12 protein-coding genes and 1 pseudogene are annotated in these 17,778 nt (G+C 68.1%); 4 read left to right on the forward strand and 9 right to left on the reverse strand.

The features are described from left to right. Positions 1-10 precede the first annotated feature (10 nt). A complete protein-coding gene (locus SRU_RS12170) occupies positions 11-2,065 on the reverse strand; it encodes a TonB-dependent receptor plug domain-containing protein (RefSeq protein WP_341475708.1) in 2,055 nt (684 codons plus the stop codon). A gap of 24 nt (positions 2,066-2,089) precedes the next feature. Next, positions 2,090-2,722 (reverse strand): annotated as a pseudogene (locus SRU_RS15645) (carboxypeptidase-like regulatory domain-containing protein); the annotation flags it as partial. A gap of 303 nt (positions 2,723-3,025) precedes the next feature. Between SRU_RS15645 and SRU_RS15770 the strand changes: the two are divergent. The 3 genes from SRU_RS15770 to SRU_RS12185 all read left to right on the forward strand — a co-directional run bounded on the left by SRU_RS15770 (position 3,026) and on the right by SRU_RS12185 (position 8,070). After that, complete coding sequence (locus tag SRU_RS15770; protein ID WP_011405035.1) at positions 3,026-3,973, forward strand: protein-L-isoaspartate O-methyltransferase family protein; 948 nt, start codon at positions 3,026-3,028, stop codon at positions 3,971-3,973. Then, positions 3,916-7,170, forward strand: coding sequence for a UvrD-helicase domain-containing protein (locus tag SRU_RS12180; RefSeq protein WP_011405036.1), 3,255 nt, complete (start codon positions 3,916-3,918; stop codon positions 7,168-7,170). The genes SRU_RS15770 and SRU_RS12180 overlap by 58 nt, the downstream gene beginning before the upstream one ends. Before the next feature lie 117 nt (positions 7,171-7,287). Next, on the forward strand, positions 7,288-8,070 hold the full coding sequence (locus SRU_RS12185) for a queuosine precursor transporter (RefSeq protein WP_237701729.1): 783 nt from the start codon (positions 7,288-7,290) through the stop codon (positions 8,068-8,070). Positions 8,071-8,141: 71 nt separating this feature from the next. Here SRU_RS12185 and SRU_RS12190 read toward each other — a convergent pair whose 3' ends face one another. The 6 genes from SRU_RS12190 to SRU_RS12215 all read right to left on the reverse strand — a co-directional run bounded on the left by SRU_RS12190 (position 8,142) and on the right by SRU_RS12215 (position 15,703). Continuing rightward, positions 8,142-9,083 carry a branched-chain amino acid transaminase gene (locus SRU_RS12190; RefSeq protein WP_011405038.1) on the reverse strand — a complete coding sequence of 314 codons (942 nt, stop codon included), beginning with the start codon at positions 9,081-9,083 and terminating at the stop codon, positions 8,142-8,144. Positions 9,084-9,157: 74 nt separating this feature from the next. Next, entirely contained in the window at positions 9,158-9,919 is a 762-nt protein-coding gene (locus tag SRU_RS12195; RefSeq protein WP_164923616.1) for a glycosyltransferase family 2 protein, read from the reverse strand. 69 nt (positions 9,920-9,988) lie between these two features. After that, on the reverse strand, positions 9,989-10,498 hold the full coding sequence (locus SRU_RS12200) for a GNAT family N-acetyltransferase (RefSeq protein WP_011405040.1): 510 nt from the start codon (positions 10,496-10,498) through the stop codon (positions 9,989-9,991). Positions 10,499-10,549: 51 nt separating this feature from the next. After that, complete coding sequence (locus SRU_RS12205) at positions 10,550-12,106, reverse strand: magnesium chelatase (protein ID WP_112905276.1); 1,557 nt, start codon at positions 12,104-12,106, stop codon at positions 10,550-10,552. A gap of 257 nt (positions 12,107-12,363) precedes the next feature. Beyond that, entirely contained in the window at positions 12,364-13,020 is a 657-nt protein-coding gene (locus tag SRU_RS12210) for a hypothetical protein (protein ID WP_011405042.1), read from the reverse strand. A 457-nt stretch (positions 13,021-13,477) separates the two neighbouring features. Then, positions 13,478-15,703 carry a hybrid sensor histidine kinase/response regulator transcription factor gene (locus tag SRU_RS12215; RefSeq protein ID WP_164923617.1) on the reverse strand — a complete coding sequence of 742 codons (2,226 nt, stop codon included), beginning with the start codon at positions 15,701-15,703 and terminating at the stop codon, positions 13,478-13,480. 410 nt (positions 15,704-16,113) lie between these two features. On the opposite strand from SRU_RS12215, the gene SRU_RS12220 reads away from it, so the two are divergent. Further along, a complete protein-coding gene (locus SRU_RS12220; RefSeq protein WP_013062535.1) occupies positions 16,114-16,587 on the forward strand; it encodes a hypothetical protein in 474 nt (157 codons plus the stop codon). 64 nt (positions 16,588-16,651) lie between these two features. On the opposite strand, the gene SRU_RS12225 is transcribed toward SRU_RS12220, so the two are convergent. After that, entirely contained in the window at positions 16,652-17,698 is a 1,047-nt protein-coding gene (locus SRU_RS12225; protein WP_112904533.1) for a hypothetical protein, read from the reverse strand. Positions 17,699-17,778 lie beyond the last annotated feature (80 nt).

Below are 17,778 nucleotides of genomic sequence, written 5' to 3' on the forward strand. Positions count from 1 at the left end.
CAGGGAGCCGTTACAGCTGGACGTTGAGGCGGGCGAAGTAAAAGGCCCCATTGAGCCCTTGCTGCACCGGCGCGTAGTCGAAGACACCCGCGTACGAGTTTCCAAAGACCTGCTCGTCGGGATAGTTGTTGAACAGGTTGCTGGCGCCGACACTCAACGTCGCCGCCTCCGTGAGGTCGTACGAGGCCGTAGCGTCGACCACCCACTCGGGGCTGTGGGTCTGATTCTGCGCGAAGCCGGGCCGCACCTGTTCCCCAAAGCGCACCGTGCGGACCAGAAGGCCAAACGCGCTGAGTTGGTAATCGGCCGAGAGCGTCACCTTCGACTCCGGGTTGCTCTCCGTGAGGAAGCCCTGCTCCTGTCGGCCGAAGAACGTGCCCTGCAGGTCGTCTCCCTCGTAGTTTGCGCGAACGGTCTCGGGGATGGTCAATGCCTGGATTTCGGTGTCGTTGACGTTGCCGGCGGCCGAGAGCTCAACGGTGCCGGTGGGCAGCGGAAGGCGATACGTCGCAACCACATCAAGGCCGGTCGTCTTCGTGTCTACGGCGTTGGCGAATACCTGTGCGTTCTGTGCCCCCACCTCTGCGAGCAGATTGGAGAGCCCCGAGCTAAACTCTCCCGTCAGCACCACGCGGTCGTCCACGTAGATCTGGTACCCATCGATCGTGAGGTCAAGGTTCTCGATGGGGCTGGCCGTAATGCCGGCGCTGTAGCTGCGCGACCGCTCTTCTTCAAGTTGCGGGATGCCCAGAACGCGCGCCACCTCGCTGTCGTTGCTGAAGGTTCCGATGTTCACGAGCTGTCCCTGATCGTCGAAGTCGGTCCGCACCTCGTTGAAGTAGATTTGGTGGAGGGACGGGGCACGGAACCCCGTGCTCGCCGACCCGCGTAGGTTGAGGCGCCCGTCGAGCAGGCCCCACCGGGCGGCCAGACGCCCGTTCAGGGTGCCCCCGAAGTCGCTGTAGTTCTCGTAGCGGCCGGCGGCCGTCACCAGAAGGTTCTCCGTGAGATTCACCTCCGTATCGAGGTAGGCCGCCACGTTGCTGCGCGTGCGGTCCACCTCGTTCTCCGGCCGAAAGCCCACGAAGCCCTGCGTGCCCGGCTCCTTGCCGAGCGTGTCGCGCGTGACCAATCGGGGGCTCGCGGCACTCGTGTCATCGATCAGCTGGACGCGGCCGTAGTTGCGGTACGAGGCTTCCTCCCCCGAAAAGATTTGGTACCGGTCGGTCCGGTAGGCTCCCCCAAAGGCCACGTTGATGCCCGCCAACGCGTCGTCGAAGAAGCGCGACACATCGAGGTTGGTCACGTTCTGGCTGAAGGCGTGCCCACCGGCGTAGATGCTGGTGGGACTGGCCTGGAGGAGGGACGCATTGACCGTGTTGTCCATCTGGTAGTCCAGGCTGTTGCGCCCGTAGCTGTTGCTGAGGTCCCAGGTCCAGCCCCCAATCGTGCCCTCCACCCCAATCGTGAGCGACTGGTCGACCACGTCGGAGTTCATCTCCGGCTGGAAACCATTTGGAAAGAGGGCAGGGTCAGTGTTGGACGCCCGGTACGGCATGGCCGAGGTGCTGAATGGAAGCCGTCGGAAGGGAGCCCCAATTCCATTCTTGTAGGAGAGGCCCCCGAAGGCGTAGAGCGTCGCGTCGTTGCCCAGTCCTACTTCCGAGTTTAGGAAGACGGCCCGTTGCTGGACGGCCGATTGCCCCACTCGGAACTGGAAGTCGGACCGCTCCAGCCCGCGCTGATTCAAGATCTGGTTGTCGATGCGTCGGGCGTTTTGAGCGGCTTCCTCTCCGATGATGCCGGCTACCTGCGGATACGCGAACGGGAAGCCCGACGGGGGCGCAACGCCGTTCGGAAAGTCCGACTGGTCGAAGAGGATGAGCTGATTTCCGTCGGCCCGGTTGGTGCGCGCCCGGTCCCGAAACATCCCCGTGACGTTGACGAAGCCCTCCTCGCCAACCGCAAAGCCGTAGTTTGCCGACACCTTCACGACCTCCCCATCCCCGGCGTTGCGCAGTCCTGTCGTGACGTCGGCTGTGAGTTGATTGGTCGCTTCCTTCATCTGCAGGTTGAGGACCCCAGCGACGGCGTCGGACCCGTACTGGGCCGAAGCGCCGTTGCGCAGCACCTCGACGCGCTGCACGGCCGCCGAGGGAATGGCGTTCAGGTCTGTCCCCACGGCGCCCCGCCCCACCGTGCCAAGCGTATTGACGAGGGAGCTCTTGTGGCGCCGCTTGCCGTTGACGAGCACGAGCAGCTGGTCGGGCGGCAGGCTCCGAAGGGTTGCCGGATCAATGAACTCAGTCGCATCGGATGAGGTCTGACGATTCGCCTGGAATGACGGCGCCGTGTAGGTGAGCAACTGGTTCAGATCCGTCTGTGGCGACTGGGTCGTCAACTCCCCGACCGGAAGCGCATCGACGGGGACGGCCGACTGGAGGGCCGACCGGCTCTGGCCCCGGCTTCCTACGACCACCACGTCGTCGAGCGTCGATCCGGGCGTCAGCTCAAAGTCGAACGTGTACGTCTCGCCCGCCTCCACGCGCAGCTGCTCCGTTTCCGCCGAGTAGCCGACGAAGCTCGCTCGCAGGCGGAGGTCGCCCGGCGCGACCCGGACGCGATATTGCCCGTCGGTGTCGGCGCTGGTGCCCCGCTGGGTGCCCAGGACCTGCACGTTGGCCCCGGCAAGGGGAGCGCCCGTCTCGGCGTCGACCACCCGTCCCTGGACAGTGGCGGAGGACTACGCCTGTGCCATCCCAGGCGATAGGGCCCCCAGGCTTGCACACGCGACCGCCAGTCCCAACAGCAGCGACCCAAAGGCGGAGAGACGGCAAGGAGAAGAAAACGGAAGCATAGCGTACTCGCGACGTCGGTGTGTAGAAATATGACGCCCCCAACTAAGGCACCGCTTCAAAGAGATGCTGTGGAAATCCTGTAGAGAGCCAGCTTGCATGCACCTTGAACGCCCACTTGGGACGATCTGTTAGTAGTTGTTCACACTTTAAGGTGTTCAATCCCTGCCATGCTCCCCGTCCTCCTCGCCCTCCTCGTCGTTGCGCCCCCGCCCGACACCTCGTGGCCCCATCAAGACCTGCGCGAGCGCATGGTCCAGCAACAGATCGCCGCCCGGGGCCTCACCGATCCGGCGGTGCGCGGCGCCCTGCGCTCCGTGCCGCGCCACCGGTTCGTGCCTGAGGTGTCTCCGGAGCTCGCCTACGCGGATCGCCCGCTCCCCATCGGCCACGACCAGACCATCTCCCAGCCCTACATCGTGGCCCGGATGACGGCGCTCGTCCGGCCGGATTCGGCGGACCGCGTCCTGGAGGTGGGGACCGGCTCGGGCTACCAGGCCGCCGTGCTGGCCTCGATCGTGGATTCGGTCTACACCATCGAAATCATTCCCGACCTGGCCGCCAGCGCCACCAAGCGCCTCCGTCGCCTCGGCTACCGCAACGTCGTCGTCCGGAACGGGGATGGCTTCGACGGGTGGCCGCATGATTGTGCCGGTGGGCCCGGCGGGCGGCCCGCAGGACCTCACCCTCGTCACGAACGACGACGGCAAACTTACGAGACGGACGCTCGCGCCCGTCCGGTTCGTGCCCTTCCTCCGTCCCGAGCCCTGATGCGGATCGGGGCCCGGTCCCCTCCCGTCCTGCTCCGCGCGCCGCCCCTCTTCTTTTTCCTCCACACGTCTCTGTCGCTTTTCGTTGGCGCCCGCGTCACATATCTTGGACGCGCCTTCCCTTGCAGATTCTTATCGCCTCTGTATGCGCCGCTCCGTCGCCGCCGCGCTCCTCCTCGCCGCCCTCGGCCTGGAGCCCGCGACGGGCACGTCCGAGTAGTGGGCGCGTCGTCGTTCCTCACCGCACACGCCGTTTTCTCCCTCTCCTCTTTCTTTACGCCTACGCCCCCGTGCCCTCCCGCCCCGCCGACTGGCCCGACCTCAACCCCGACCAGCGGGCCGCCGTGACGGCGTCGATGGATCCGCAGCTCGTGGTGGCCGGGCCGGGGACCGGCAAGACCCGCGTCCTCGTGTGCCGGGCCGCCCACCTCATCGAGCACGAGGCCGTGACGCCCTCCCGCCTCGTCCTGGTCACCTTCACGCGGCGCGCCGCGCAGCAGCTCACGAGCCGCCTCGCCGCCCTCGTGGGCCCGGAGGCGCAGCACGTCCGGGCGGGCACCATTCACCACTTCTGCTACAAAACCCTCCGCGCCCATTCGGCCCCGGCGGGCGTGCCCGACGACTTCATCGTGGTCGACGACACGGTCACGGACGCCTTCTGGCAGCGCTGGTACGAGGCGCACGAGCGCTGGTGCGAGGCAAACGACCTCCACAGCTACCGCCAGGTCAAAACCCACGTCAGCCGCATTAAGCTCGGGATCGACACGGTGTCGGGGCGGCTCACCGAAGGCCTGCGGGCCTACGGCGAGATGCTCGGGGACCGGGGCGCGCTCGACTTCGACGACCTGCTCGTCAAGACGCGCGACCTGCTGCGCAGTCACCCGGACGTGCGGGCCGACCTCGTGGACGAGACGCGGGCGGTCCTCGTCGATGAATTTCAGGACACCGACCCGGTGCAGTTCGACATCATCCGCCGCCTCGGCGAGGCGGGCGCCCACCTCTACTGCGTGGCCGACGACGACCAGTCCGTCTACCGCTTCCGCGGGGCGCGGCCCGCCAACCTGCGTCGCTACATCGACCGCTTCGACTGCAGCGCCGAGCGCGGCACCCGCCACGTCCTCACCACCAACTACCGCTCAAACCGCTCGATCTACGCGGTGGCCGAGGCGGTGCTCGACGCCGACGAGCGCCTCAAACAGCGCGGCGACATTCGCACGTCGAACGCCGGCACACAGCCGGTGCAGCTGGTCGCCTGCGACGACCCTGAGGCCGAACGGACCCACGTGCTCCGGCAACTGCGCGACTGGCTGGACGACGGGGCCGAGCGGAGCGACCTGGCCGTCCTGACCCGCTGGAACCGCCGCCTCGCGGCCCTGGAACGGGCGTGCCTCCGGGCCGGCCTCGCCTGCGAGACGAGCCAGAGCGAGGCGCTCCTGGATACCCCTCCGGCGCAGAAGCTGCACGCCCTGCTCCGCGTCGTCGATGCCCGCCGTCGCGGCCGGCCGCTCGACGCCCCCATGACGGAGCTGCTGTCCCACCTGCTGCCGGACGACACGATGGCCCGGCTGCGCGACTTCGGCGAGCGGAGCATGCCGGACGCGACCCTCTGGACGGCCTTCCAGACCGTCGTCTCCAACGAGCAGGCCCGCCGCAGCGCCGGCCTCGACTCGGCCACGGACCGCCTCGACCAGACCTACGCCACGATCACCAACCTCCTGCAGAACACACAGGAGGACGGCCTCACCATCGGCGCCTTCACCCGCACTGCCCTTCGGCAGCTCGGAGATCCCCTCCAGCTGCTCCGCCGCTACGCCGACACCCTGACTGATCCGGCCTCTCGTCCGTCCGTCCGCCAGGCCGGCACGGTCCTCGACGAGTGGCGCCGGGCCCAGGCCCGCGATGCGCGGGCCGGGGACCCGCCCCGCCTGCTCCTGCACCACCGCACGCCCCAGATCACGCGGCTCTGGCGGCAGCTGGTGCGGCGGGCCCTCGACCTCGAAACGGATCCGCCCGCGCCGCTGCCCGAAATGCAGGAGGCCCTCTTCGCCCGCCCCGCCGACGAAGGCATTCCGCCACTCGGGGCCGACGACGTGGTCCTCACGAACGACCTGGAGGCGCTCCTCCGCTGGGCCGAGCGGACCGGGGCCTTTTCGGGATCGACCGATACGCCCCAGATCCTCCTGCTCGCGCCCGACGGCGCCCTGCCGTCCGGCCAGAAGACACTGCTCGGGGTCGACCCGGAGAACGTGCACGTCGTGGATCCCGAGTCCACCTTTCATAGCCCCTCGGTCCGGCTGGTCAAGCTCCTGCAGATGACCAGCGGCCCGTCCGCCCCCGAGCCGCTCTTTCCGGAGTACGTGATGGTCGACCTCGAAGCCACGAGCACCGACCCGCGCCACTGCCGCGTCGCCGAGATTGGGGCGCTCAAGGTGCGAGACGGAACCGTGGTGGACCGATTCTCGGAGCTCGTGCAGTTGCCCGAGGACCTGACGGCCGACGAGCGCGAGACGCTCCGCACGGTGTGCGGCCTGGATCCGGCGTCGGACTTCGACGAGGCCCGGCCCGAGGCGGCGGTCTGGGCCGACTTCTGTGCCTTCGTGGACGGGGCGCCCCTCGTCGCCCACAACGGCCAGCGCTACGACTTCCGCGTCCTGCGCCGCCTCGCCAACACCCACGAGGCCGACGCCCACTGGGCCACGACGTACGACCTGCTGCCCGCCGCACACGAGCTGTTTCCCGACCTTCGCCGCTACGACGCCGCGCACCTCCGCGAGACGCTCCTGGACGACGACGCGGATACCGCCCATCGCGCCCTGGCCGACTGTGAGGATCAGCAGCGCATCCTGGCGCGCATGCAGGAGGAGCGCGCGCGCCGGCGCCGCCGTCTGGCCCACGAGCCGCTCCTGCCGCTCCTCGTGGCCGCCCTCACCTACGAATCCCCCGCCCCCGAGGCCCTGTCGGACGACGCCCAGGTCTTTTTGCAGGTGGGGCATACGTGGGCCCTGCGCGACGCCTCCCCCGCCGGTGACGACCTGCGCTCGCTCCTGCCCCGGGCCCTGCCGGATCGCCTCCGCCAGCACGCGCTCTACACGCTGATCGACGAGGAGGCGCTGCTCACGGCCTCTGCCGGCCTCCAGCCCGGCCTCGCCCGCCGCTTGGCCGCCCTCTTCGCCCCCTACGCCGACCGCCCGCTCCGGAGCAAGGCGCTGGCGGACCTGCTTGCGCACCTCGCGCTCTGGGGCGAAGAGACGACGCCGCAGGGGGAGGACGTGATTACGCTCTCCACCTACCACAGCGCCAAGGGGCTCGAGTTCGAGCGCGTCGTCTGCATGGACGTGCACGACAACGCCTTCCCGCCCTACTTTGCGCGCGACCCCAAGGAGCGCCGCGAGAGCCGTCGCCTCCTGTACGTGGGCATGACGCGCGCCGAGCGCCACCTCGTGCTCACCTACCCGAAGCGGGAACGCGGCTACGACCGGCGCCCCACCGCCTTCCTCGACGCCGCCCCCGACGAGCTCTTGCAGGTCACGGACGCCGCCCCCTGACGCCGCAACCTGGCGCCGGGTCTTCGGCGTTCGTTACGATTGCTCAACCGGGAAACGAACGGGCACACTCGGGTGTGCAGACAAGGTCACACTTCTTCACAGGCTCCCTTCCGCCGCGTGCCTCCTTCCGACTCCCCCACCACTACACGACGCGAGGCGACCCTCCCGGGCCAGGACCTCGACCACCTGCGGAACGCCGACCCGTCGCGGGCCGAGCGTGCCTTCACCGTCTTGGCCGGCCTCTTCATCGGGGCGCTCGTCATCACGAATGCCGTCGCGAGCAAGTTCTTCGTCCTGTTCGGGCAGGAGCTCTCGTGCGGCATCATCGCGTACCCGGTGACATTTCTGGCGACGGACCTCATCTCGGAGATCTACGGGCGGAAGCGCGCCAATACGGTCGTCGGGGCCGGGTTCGTGGTGAGCGTCTTCATCACGATCGTGGTGTGGATTGCGAACGCGGCCCCCACCTACGAGCAGTCGCCCGTGACCGCGGAGGCGTTCAACTCCGTCTTCGGCCTCCTGCCGGGCATCGTGCTGGGGTCGATGGTCGCCTACCTCGCCTCCCAGTTCATCGACGTGCAGCTGTTCGAGTTTTGGCGCCGGCTCACGGACGGGAAGTACATGTGGCTCCGCAACAACGGGTCCACCTTCTTCAGCCAGCTCGTCGACACGATCATGGTGGTCACCATCGCGCTCGTGATCTGGCCGGAGGTGGACGGCAATCCGGGCACGACGCCCCTCGCGTTCGAGACGTGGCAGGGCATCGTCTTTGGGCAGTACGTGTTCAAGCTCGGCATCGCGGCGCTCGACACGCCCCTCTTCTACGTCGCCACCCACTACCTCACGAACTGGATTCAGGCCGACCCGCGGGCGCTGGAGACGGACGGCGTGATGGAGTAGCGCGTCCCAAACGAAACGGGCCCACCCCGGAAGGGATGGGCCCGCGAGCATTCAATTCCAGACAGGGTCCTTTAGGCCGTCATCTCCGGTTCGTCCGCCGCCGGCACGTCCACAAACGTCAGCCAGTCGTGCGGGTCGTGCCCCTTCTCGACGACCTCGAAGAACGCGTCCTGCATCTCCTTCGTGACGGGCCCGCGCGAGCCGGAGCCGATCGTGTAGTCGTCGACCGTGCGGATGGGCGTCACCTCGGCGGCCGTGCCGGTAAAGAAGAGCTCGTCGGCCGTGTAGAGCGCCTCCCGGGGAATTTTCTTCTCTTCCACCTCGTAGCCGCGCTCCTCGGCCAGCGCGATGATGGAGGCCCGCGTAATGCCGGGCAGGATGGACAGCCCCGTCGGCGCGGTGTAGAGCGTATCGTTCTTTACCACAAAGAGGTTCTCGCCGCTCCCCTCGGCCACGTAGCCGTCCGTGCTCAGCATGATGCCCTCCATCTTGTCGTTCTTGATGGCGTTCATCTTCACGAGGGAGGCGTTCAGGTAATTCCCGCCCGCCTTCGCCATTGCCGGGAAGGTGTTGGGCGCCATGCGGTTCCAGCTGGCCACCTCCACGTCCACCCCCTTCTCCAGGGCCTCTTCGCCGAGGTACTCGCCCCACTCCCAGACGGCGATGAAGGTCTCCACCGGATTTTCGAGCGGGTTGACGCCCATCGGGCCCTCGCCCCGAAGCACGACGGGCCGGATGTAGCACCCGCGCAGGCCGCTCCGCTCGATGGTGTCCACAACGGCCTCGACGAGCTCGTCGAGGTCGAAGGGAATGTCCATCCGGTACACCTTGGCCGAGTCGACCAGGCGCTGCATGTGCTCCTCGAGCCGGAAGACCGCCGACCCCTGATCGGTGTCGTAACAGCGAATCCCCTCAAAGACGGAGGACCCGTAGTGGATGACGTGGGAGAGGACGTGGATCTCAGCGTCCTCGTGGTCGATAAATTCTCCGTTGTACCAGATGTCGGGCTCCATGGCGGCGTGCGGGGGCGAAAGGTCGGGGGATAACGTGACGAACCGAGAGAAAAACGACGCCCTGGGGCAAAGGTTCAGCCCCCTGGGTTGGGCGTTGGGGCGTCGGTGCGGGCCCGGTCGACCCGCTCTCGAAGCCGGGGGGCACGCCGGTGTGTCGTCGCGGCCATGCGGCCGATGGTCCAGAGGATCTTGGCGGACGCCTTCACGGTGCCCGAGAGGGTGCCCGTAATTTTGGAGGGCCCGATGCCGCGCCGGTACGAGACGGGGACCTCCTCGACCCGGAGCCCGGCCTCGAGGGCCCGAATTTGCATCTCGATCGTCCAGCCGAAGGTCTCGTCCTGCATGTCGAGGGCGAGCAGGTCGCGGAACCGAATGGCCCGGAAGGGGCCGAGGTCGGTGTAGTCTGCCCCCCAGAGGCGCGCCATGAGGGAGCAGGCGAACCGGTTGCCCACCTGTGCCTGCGGGAGCAGGGCGCCCGGCTCGGCGTCCCCCCGAATGCGAGACCCCACCACGAAGTCCGCCTCGTCGGCGGCAATCGGCTCCACGAGGCGCGGCAGTTCCTCCGGGTGGTCGCTGTAGTCGCCGTCCAGAAACACGACGACGTCCGGCTGCCTCGTCTCCGCGTAGGCGATGCCGCGCAGGCAGGCGGCCCCGTAGCCCTGCTGCGGCTCGTCGACGACGGTGGCCCCGGCGGCCCGGGCGTTGGCCTTCGTCGCGTCGGTCGAGGCGTTGTTGACGACCACCACCTCGTCGACCCACCCATCGGGAAGGTCGCCGAGCACCGGGCCGATGGCCTGTGCTTCGTTGAAGGCGGGGATGATGGCGAGCGTCTTCACGGGGCTAGAGATGAACGGACGGGCGTGGCGAGATGAGTCACGGTTCAGAGCGGGGCCGCCCCCCAACCGTTACGCCGCCGCGCCCGCCGTCGCGATCTCTTCGATGGCCTCCTCGTCCAGGCGCATGGTCGTCCAGTCGTCGAGCGGCTCGGCCCCCAGCTCGTCGTAGAACTCGATCGCCTCCGTATTCCAGTCCAGCACGGCCCAGTCGATGCGGCGGCAGCCCCGCTTCTCCGCAATTTCTGCGAGGCGCCGAAACAGCGCGAGCCCGATGCCCTCCCCGCGGTACGTGGACCGCACGAACAGGTCCTCCACGTAGAGCCCCGCGTTGGTCTGGAAGGTGGAGTAGTTGTGGAAGAAGAGCGCAAAGCCGACCGCCGTGTCGCGCTCCGTCTCGGCGAGGAGCGCCTCGCAGCCCGTGAGCGCCTCCGCCGACAGGTGCTCCTCCAGCAGCTCCACACTCGGCTCGGCCTCGTCGAGCAGGTTCTCGTAGGTGGCCAGCTCCACGATGAGGTCCACGAGCGTTTTCGCGTCGTCGGGCGTGGCCTTCCGGATCGATACGTGCGGCGAGCTCTCCATCGTCGGGCGCAGGTGTTTGAGAGAGGGATCAACGGGTGTACCGCTTCGACACTACCGGTACCGACTCAACGGGTCGTCGGTGTCGTCGTCATCGTCGTCGAAGTCGCCCTCGTCGAAGTCATCGCCCGGCACGCCGCCGTCGCCGATGGAGGAGAGCATCGAGCCCATGATGTCGTCGTAGGTCTGCCCGCCGTCGCTAATCTCTTTGCCCACGAGCGAGTGCTGGTGGAGCGACTCCACGACGAACTCCATGCCCGTGTGGGTCTCGCCGGTCGTGTCCGGCGAGAGGTACTCCTCCGCAAGCGCCTGGAGGCCGTCGATCTGCCCGAGCGTCTCCGCGTACGCCGCGTCGCTCATGTCCTGGTCCAGGTCGATGGAGCGGCCCTGCGCAAACCAGTCGAGCACGTCCTTGTACTCGGGACGGCCCTCTTCCTTGTCGCTCGGGTCGGGGAAGTACTCGTCGAAGAGCGCCCGGACGGCCCGCCCGATCAGCGTGAGCGCCACCTCTTCGGCACCCTCCTGCTCCCCCTCGTAGACGAGCTCCACCTTGCCGGTGATGGCCGGGGCCACGTGCATCAGGTCGCTGACGCGGACGGTCGTCTCGTCCTCGCCGTTGAGAAGCGCCCGCCGCTCGGCCGCGGAGATGAGCGCCTCCAGCGCCGCCCGCGTCACACGGACCGAGACCCCGGAGGTCTGGTCGATGTACTCGCTCTCGCGCGCCTCGAACGCCACCTGCTCGACGATTTCGCGGAAGAAGCGCGGGATGTGCACGTCCACCGCCGCCGCCCCGTCGGCGCGGTCCTGCCACGCCTCCTGCTCGGTAATGGACATGCCCGTCTCGATCGTCTTCGGGTAATGGGTCGTGATTTGGCTGTCGATGCGGTCCTTGAGCGGCGTCACGAGGTTGCCGCGGCTGGTGTAGTCCTCCGGGTTGGCGGAGAAGACCATCATCACGTCGAGCGGGAAGCGCACGTTGAAGCCGCGGATCTGAATGTCCTGCTCCTCCATGATGTTGAAGAGGCCCACCTGAATCCGCGGCTGGAGGTCCGGCAGCTCGTTGATGGCGAAAATGCCGCGGTTGGTGCGCGGCACGATGCCGAAGTGGATAACCTCCTCGTCGGCGTAGGTGAGCCGCTCGTTGGCGGCCTTGATGGGGTCGATGTCGCCGATGAGGTCGGCGATCGTGGTGTCCGGCGTCGCCAGCTTCTCGCCGTAGCGCGCCTCCCGGGGCAGCCACTCGATCGGCGTGTCGTCGCCCCGCTCCTCCACGATTGCGCGCCCCTGCTTGGTGATCGGATTGAAGGGATCCTCGTTGAGGGGTGTGTCCTCGATCACCGGAATGTGGTCGTCGAGGAGCCGCGGCAGCATGCGGATGAGGCGGCTCTTGGCCTGCCCGCGCAGCCCCAAAAGAATGAGGTCGTGCTTCGCGAGGATGGCATTCTGAATCCGCGGAATGACGGTCTCGTCGTAGCCCAGAATGCCGGGAAAGACCTCCTCGCCGGCACGGAGCTTCTGCATCAGATTGGCCCGCAGTTCGTCCTTCACGGAGCGGACCTGATAGTCGGCCTCTTTGAGTTCGCCAAGCGTCGTGCGGTCGGTAAGGGCCATGGAGGAGCGGCGGTTCATGAGGAGAGGCAGCAACCAAATTTGGACGAGGATGGCACCGCAACAGCCCCTCCGCTGTTCCTCTCACGCGCCGGGCAGACCCCGAATTCCTGCCCGATCCTGTAACGAGTGGCGGGCGGTTTGCCACCCGGGCGATCGCGCCCGGTCCCCGCGGTGATCAGTGCGGGCGAAAGGGGCGACGGCCGCGCCGTGGCGTCGGGGCGCCGGGGCTGCCGGCGGCGCGCCCCCTTTGCTTCCGATTACGACCCAAACGGAAGCGTCACCCCCAGCCAGGGGAGCCCAATGACCCCGTCCGCGGCCGTGAGGGGACGCACCAGACCGAAGTCGACCGCAAAATTCTCGGGGGCCCAGCGGACCCCCAACGAGATGAGATTCGCGTCGTCGACCCCTGGGAAGAAGTAGTTTTCGGTAATGAGATAGGTCTTCTGCCCCACGCGCATCATGCCACTGACATTGATCGCGGGCCGACTCGCGAATCCGCCGTCCGCGTAGCCGTATCCGAGCCCCACCGTGACGTTGTGGTCCCGATTGCCCAGCGTGGCGGATCCGTAGAGGAGGCCGGCCCCCTCACTGTCCCCCGCTCCCAGAACGCCCCCGAACACGGCCCCGCCGGCGAGGTGAAGGTTGTCCCGGGGCGTTGAGATGGACACCTTGGGCAGGACCCAGATCGGGAGCGCCTCCGCCCCAAACAGGAAGACGGGCACCGTCCCGGCCCCGATGGAGAAATTCTCGGTGGCCCCGTAGTTCACGTTGTTGAGGAAAACCCAGGTGTTCTGGTAGTACCCCTGTCCCTGCGGAATTCCGATGGCGTTTGGGGCAAAGAAATACCGCGTGGACTGTGGATTCTGAAACCAGTACGCCCCATCCCGGAAGCGCCCCGGCGGAATTTCCGCCATGCGTTCGATGTTCTGGTGCTGGATGGGTCACCTCTCCCAGCTCCCGCGCATCCAGGACCACTTCCCCCTCCCCTTCGGATACGAGCGTGCCGATGACAACCTCCCCGCCGGTCGTCTCCACGCGATACATCGGTTCTTGAGGCCCTGCCTCCTGGGCGTGGAGGGCCCCGGGCAGCCCGAGCGACACGCCCCCGAGCACTACGACCAGAACAACGCCGATCCGTCGGGCGACCCGACCGGGCCGAAAGCGAGAGCCCAATTGCGTCGTGCTTGCAACGAAGAACTGAGTCATGGCTTTCGTACAATGTCGTGAGACGGCAACGGTGTGGTGCTGCGCAGATTGGGCCGCGTCCCATTGCGCTATCGCAACCCCCACGCAGCGACGGGCCCACACAGACGCCATCCGACATCCCAAAAACCGGTCGTCCAATGGTAAAGACCGGCCGTGTCCGGCCATTCAGGGACCCATGTCCGGGTCTTCGGGGGCCTCCTGCGCGGCGTACTCGGTCGGCGGGCAGCCGAAGGTCTCGCGGAAGAGGCGCGAGAAGTAGCTCGGGTCCCGGTACCCCACGGCGGCCGCCACGTCCGACACCGTGTCCGCATCCTGCCGCAGCAGCGCGGCGGCGCGCTGCAGGCGCCGGGTCCGGATGAACCCCGACGCCGAGAGGCCGGTCGCGTCTTTGATGCGGCGGCGAAGGTGGCGGGCACTCAGGTCCATCTCGTCGGCCAGCCAGTCGACCCCAAAGTTGCTGTTGTCGATGTGCGCCGTCACCACGTCATTCAGCGATTCGAGAAAGGCCTCCTCTTCGGACGAGACGGTCGTCTCCGCCTCCGGGGCCATCCAGTCGGGCAGCCGGACACGGTCCTGCACGATCTGCCGGATGCCGATCAGGTTTTCCACGCGGGCCTGCAGCTCGGACGGGTCGAACGGCTTCGACACGTACGCGTCGGCCCCCACGTTCAGGGAATCGCCGGCCCGCTCTCCGTTCGGGCGGGCCGTCAGCAGGAGGATCGGCAGGTGACGCAGATCGTCGTCCTCGCGGATGGCGCGGCACAGCTTCTTCCCGCCCCCGGCCGGCAACGACGCGTCGCAGAGGACGAGGTCGAACGACCGGTCCCGGGGCCGGTCGAGCGCAGCGTCGGCGTCGGCGACGGCCGCCCTGTAATAGTCCGGTCCGAGGAGGTCCCGGAGATACGCCCGCATCTCCGCCTCGTCGTCTACGATGAGCACGGCGGGGGCGTCCGGGGGAGCCTCGTCCGACGACGTCGGGGGCTCCCCTGCAGGGACACGCCCCGAGCCGGCCATCCCCGCCCCGTCTTCCACGGACGGGACGGCTGCCTCCGCGACGGGCCCCTCCACCGCCGCCTCGGGGTCGCGCCCCAGCGGCAGGCACACGGTCAGTTCCGTGCCAAACCCCGGCTCGCTCTCCACATCGATGTCGCCCCCGTGCCGCCGGACCAGGGCGCGAGCGTGGGCCAGCCCGATGCCCCATCCAATCCATCGTTCTGGATCGGTGGACGCCGTGGACCCGGCCTCTTCTTCTCCGCGGACAGGCACGTAGCTGTCGGCATCCCCGAACACCCGCTTCTGAAGGGCCTCCGGCAGTCCCGGGCCCGTGTCGCGCACGGCAATCTCGGCCGCATCGTCGCCCCGCCGCACCCGCAGGCGCACCGTCCCCTCTTCCGGCGTGTGCCGGATCGCGTTCGAGAGGAGCGTCGTCACGAGCTGCCGGACCCGATCCACGTCCATCGGCACCGCAAGGGACTCCGGCCCCACGTCCTCCTGGACGGTGAGCCCCTTCGCCTGTGCCCATTGCCGCAGGGGCGGCACCACCGTCCGGATCAGCTCCACCAGGTCGTGCGGCCGCATCTGGAGGGCCAGGTCCCCCTCGTCAAACCGGGCGAGGTCGTACAGCTGATCCACGAGCCGTGCCATCCGGCGGGCCTGGCGGTCCGCCTGCCCCAGTCGCTCGCGGAGGGGCCCCGGAATTTCGTCCCCCTGTTTCCCCAGTGCCTGGCGGAGCGGCCCGAGGATCAGGGTCAGGGGCGTGCGAAACTCGTGGGAGAGATCGGCAAAGAAGCGGCTTTTCGCCCGTTCGAGCTGGGCCACCTGTTCGTGGAGCGTTTCTGCCCGTCGCCGCGCCCGGTACCGGCGATGGCGCACTGCGTAGAGGAGGGTCGACACGCCGGTCAGGACCACGGTGACGAACCCCATCCGCACGAGGTGTCCAGGGGCCACCAGGTCGGGACGGGCCGCGCCGGTGCCGGGAAGCCCCACGCTGCCCAGGCCGTAGAGCACGGCGCCAAGCACCCCCCCTAGGAGCAGCGTCTGCCAGGGGCGGTACGGAATGACAACGACGGTCAGCAGATAGAGAAGAATCACGTACTCGATGCTCAGCACGCCGCGGTAGGCGTCGTGCACCAGCGACACCACCGCGATGGCAAGGGCAATCGCCCCTCCCACGGCCCGTGCAACCGACACCCGACTCCGTGTCCGTCCGGCCCAGACGGCCCCGGCGCAGAGAAGCGTCACGAGGGCCTTGTCCCAGAGCACGAGTGCCTCTGTGCCCCCACCCCCTGGGTACCACCACGCCACGGGCCGGCCGAGGAGGCCCACATTGACGGGCACGAGAATGAGGACCCCCACGATGCCGAGCAGTCCCCCCACTGGAGACCCGTGCACGCAAGCCCAGCAAGGACGGATCGAAACTCGGATTCTTCTTCGAGGCGACCGGCCCCGACGGCGATGCGTCGCGCCTGCTCGATCGATCCACGCGGGTCCATGGCGGGTTGGACGATGCGATTCGTGTCTTGCCGTCGATGTACGGTCCCTCAAGGCGTCCCGGAACGGCCTCCAGGCGGGCCGATTCGCCCGGCGGCGGCGCAACACGTCGTATCTCTCTCTGCCCACCTCCGAACCGAGGCCCCAGCGAATGAACCTTCGGACGAGACGCCCTGCCCCGCGGATCCTTTTCGCCGAGACCGACGTGTTTTCCGGTGACCGTCTCTCGCGTCTCGGGCACGATCGACGAAGAGAGGCCGACGTCCTCCGCCTCCTACTTTACGCTCGTTTCATTAACCGCATGCTCTCGTATGCACTCGCTCCCCCGTACGATTCTCGCTGCCCTGCTCGTCGGACTGTGCGTGGGGGCGCTGCCGGCGCAGGCCCAACGGACCTCCGGGGCCGCCGGGCTCGGGGTACAGGCCGGCGAGCCGTCGGGCGTCACCCTCAAGATCTACAACGCCGACGCCCCGTCCTACGACTTCCTCGCTGCCTGGAGCTTCAATGACTTTGTCTTCCTAAACGCCCACGCCCTCTTCGAGCACCGCCTCTCGGCCCAGAACATCGAGCAGCCGGTCCACTGGTTCGTGGGCCCGGGCGCCTACGTGGGCGTCTACGACGAGGCCCAGTCGGAGGCGGGCCTGGGCGTCAGCGGCCGGGTCGGCCTCGACATTCTCATCGACGAGCGGTTCGAGATCTACATCCAGGCCACCCCCCGCTTCGAGCTCGTCCGCGAGACGGAACCCAGTATCGGCGGCGGGCTCGGGCTTCGCTACTACTTCTAACCCCCCCGAAGGACATGGGGCCGGAGGGAGGCGCCCGCCTTGCGGCCTCCGGCCCCGCCTCTGCTCAGCGCGCCCGCCACTCGAGCACCTTTAGGCGGGGCTCCGGCGACCGGATCGCGACGGCGAAGACGTAGCCGTCCTCGGTGCGGCGCGCGTCGAGGTCGAGCGGATAAAAGTTGGGGTTGGTCTCGTCGTTCCGCTCCACGAGGCGACGCTGCAGGCGCCCGCGGCGGTCGTAGGCGTCGATCTGGATCCAGCCGGGGCGCAGGTTGAGCACGAAGAGCATGTCGCCGACCGGCGCCGCGGCGGGGCTCAGAAGCGGGGCCTCCGTGACGTCGCCCTGCCCGAAGGCGTACCGACGCTCCAGCATCGGCGAGTCGAAGCCCATCAGCGCGAGGCTGTCGGGCGTCGTTCCGTCCCGGAAGCCACGCGGGAGCATGTCCACTGCGGGCCGAAAGCCCGACAGGCTCACCAGCGTGTCGCCCCAGGCACGGAGAAAGCCGGCGTATCGCCAGTGCGGCCCCCGCAGCGGCGCCCGGCTCGTGGGCTGGGCGTCGGCCCCGAGCCGGGCCACGAACGAGTCTGTGTTCTGCCCGACCACCTTCGCGTACATCGTCGTGTCGGTCGCAAGCATGTAGACGAGCGTCTCCGGAGCGGGGCGCTCGTACGAGACGGACGGCCCATCCCGACGGCCATCGACCACCCGGTCGATTCGGTTCGACTCGGCGTTGAAGACGACCAGCGTATCCCCTCGCGTCCCAATCAGGTACGGCGTCCGAAAGCCCTCGTCCCCGATCTCGCGCACCAGGCGCCCGTCGGCCCCGAACCGAAATACGCTGTTGCGCTCCACGTCGCTCACGGCCAGCCCGCCCCCCTCCACGAACCGAACCGTCCGCGGGTGGACAAGGGGGTGCGCCTTCGTTCCCCCCGTCTGCCAGCGCCGCCGAAGGGTGTCCGTGGGGGTCTCCTCCGCCACCTGGCGGGAGAGCGAGTCGCTCGGGTACAGGGCCTCGTTGGGCTGTGGCTGACAGCTGTACGGCAGGCAGCCGGGCAGCCAAATGCCGAGGCAGAGAAACACCATGAGTCTCCGGCCGAGGGCCGACGTGTCCATGAAGGGCTCCGGGGCTGTGGCGGATTGACGAAAGCGTGTTCGGAAGGGGGCGGGGGACCGCGCGTTCCGGTCCCCGTTGA

Origin of the sequence: Salinibacter ruber DSM 13855 (assembly GCF_000013045.1) — a bacterium.
Classification (GTDB): domain Bacteria; phylum Bacteroidota; class Rhodothermia; order Rhodothermales; family Salinibacteraceae; genus Salinibacter; species Salinibacter ruber.

What these genes read in the sequence shown, in the direction of transcription:
- SRU_RS12170 (WP_341475708.1), bottom strand. Translation starts at nt 2,065, where the DNA reads ATGAAGGAAGCGACCAATCAACTCACAGCCGACGTCACGACAGGACTG.
- SRU_RS15770 (WP_011405035.1), top strand. Translation starts at nt 3,026, where the DNA reads ATGCTCCCCGTCCTCCTCGCCCTCCTCGTCGTTGCGCCCCCGCCCGAC.
- SRU_RS12190 (WP_011405038.1), bottom strand. Translation starts at nt 9,083, where the DNA reads ATGGAGCCCGACATCTGGTACAACGGAGAATTTATCGACCACGAGGAC.
- SRU_RS12200 (WP_011405040.1), bottom strand. Translation starts at nt 10,498, where the DNA reads ATGGAGAGCTCGCCGCACGTATCGATCCGGAAGGCCACGCCCGACGAC.
- SRU_RS12205 (WP_112905276.1), bottom strand. Translation starts at nt 12,106, where the DNA reads ATGGCCCTTACCGACCGCACGACGCTTGGCGAACTCAAAGAGGCCGAC.
- SRU_RS12210 (WP_011405042.1), bottom strand. Translation starts at nt 13,020, where the DNA reads ATGGCGGAAATTCCGCCGGGGCGCTTCCGGGATGGGGCGTACTGGTTT.
- SRU_RS12220 (WP_013062535.1), top strand. Translation starts at nt 16,114, where the DNA reads ATGCACTCGCTCCCCCGTACGATTCTCGCTGCCCTGCTCGTCGGACTG.
- SRU_RS12225 (WP_112904533.1), bottom strand. Translation starts at nt 17,698, where the DNA reads ATGGACACGTCGGCCCTCGGCCGGAGACTCATGGTGTTTCTCTGCCTC.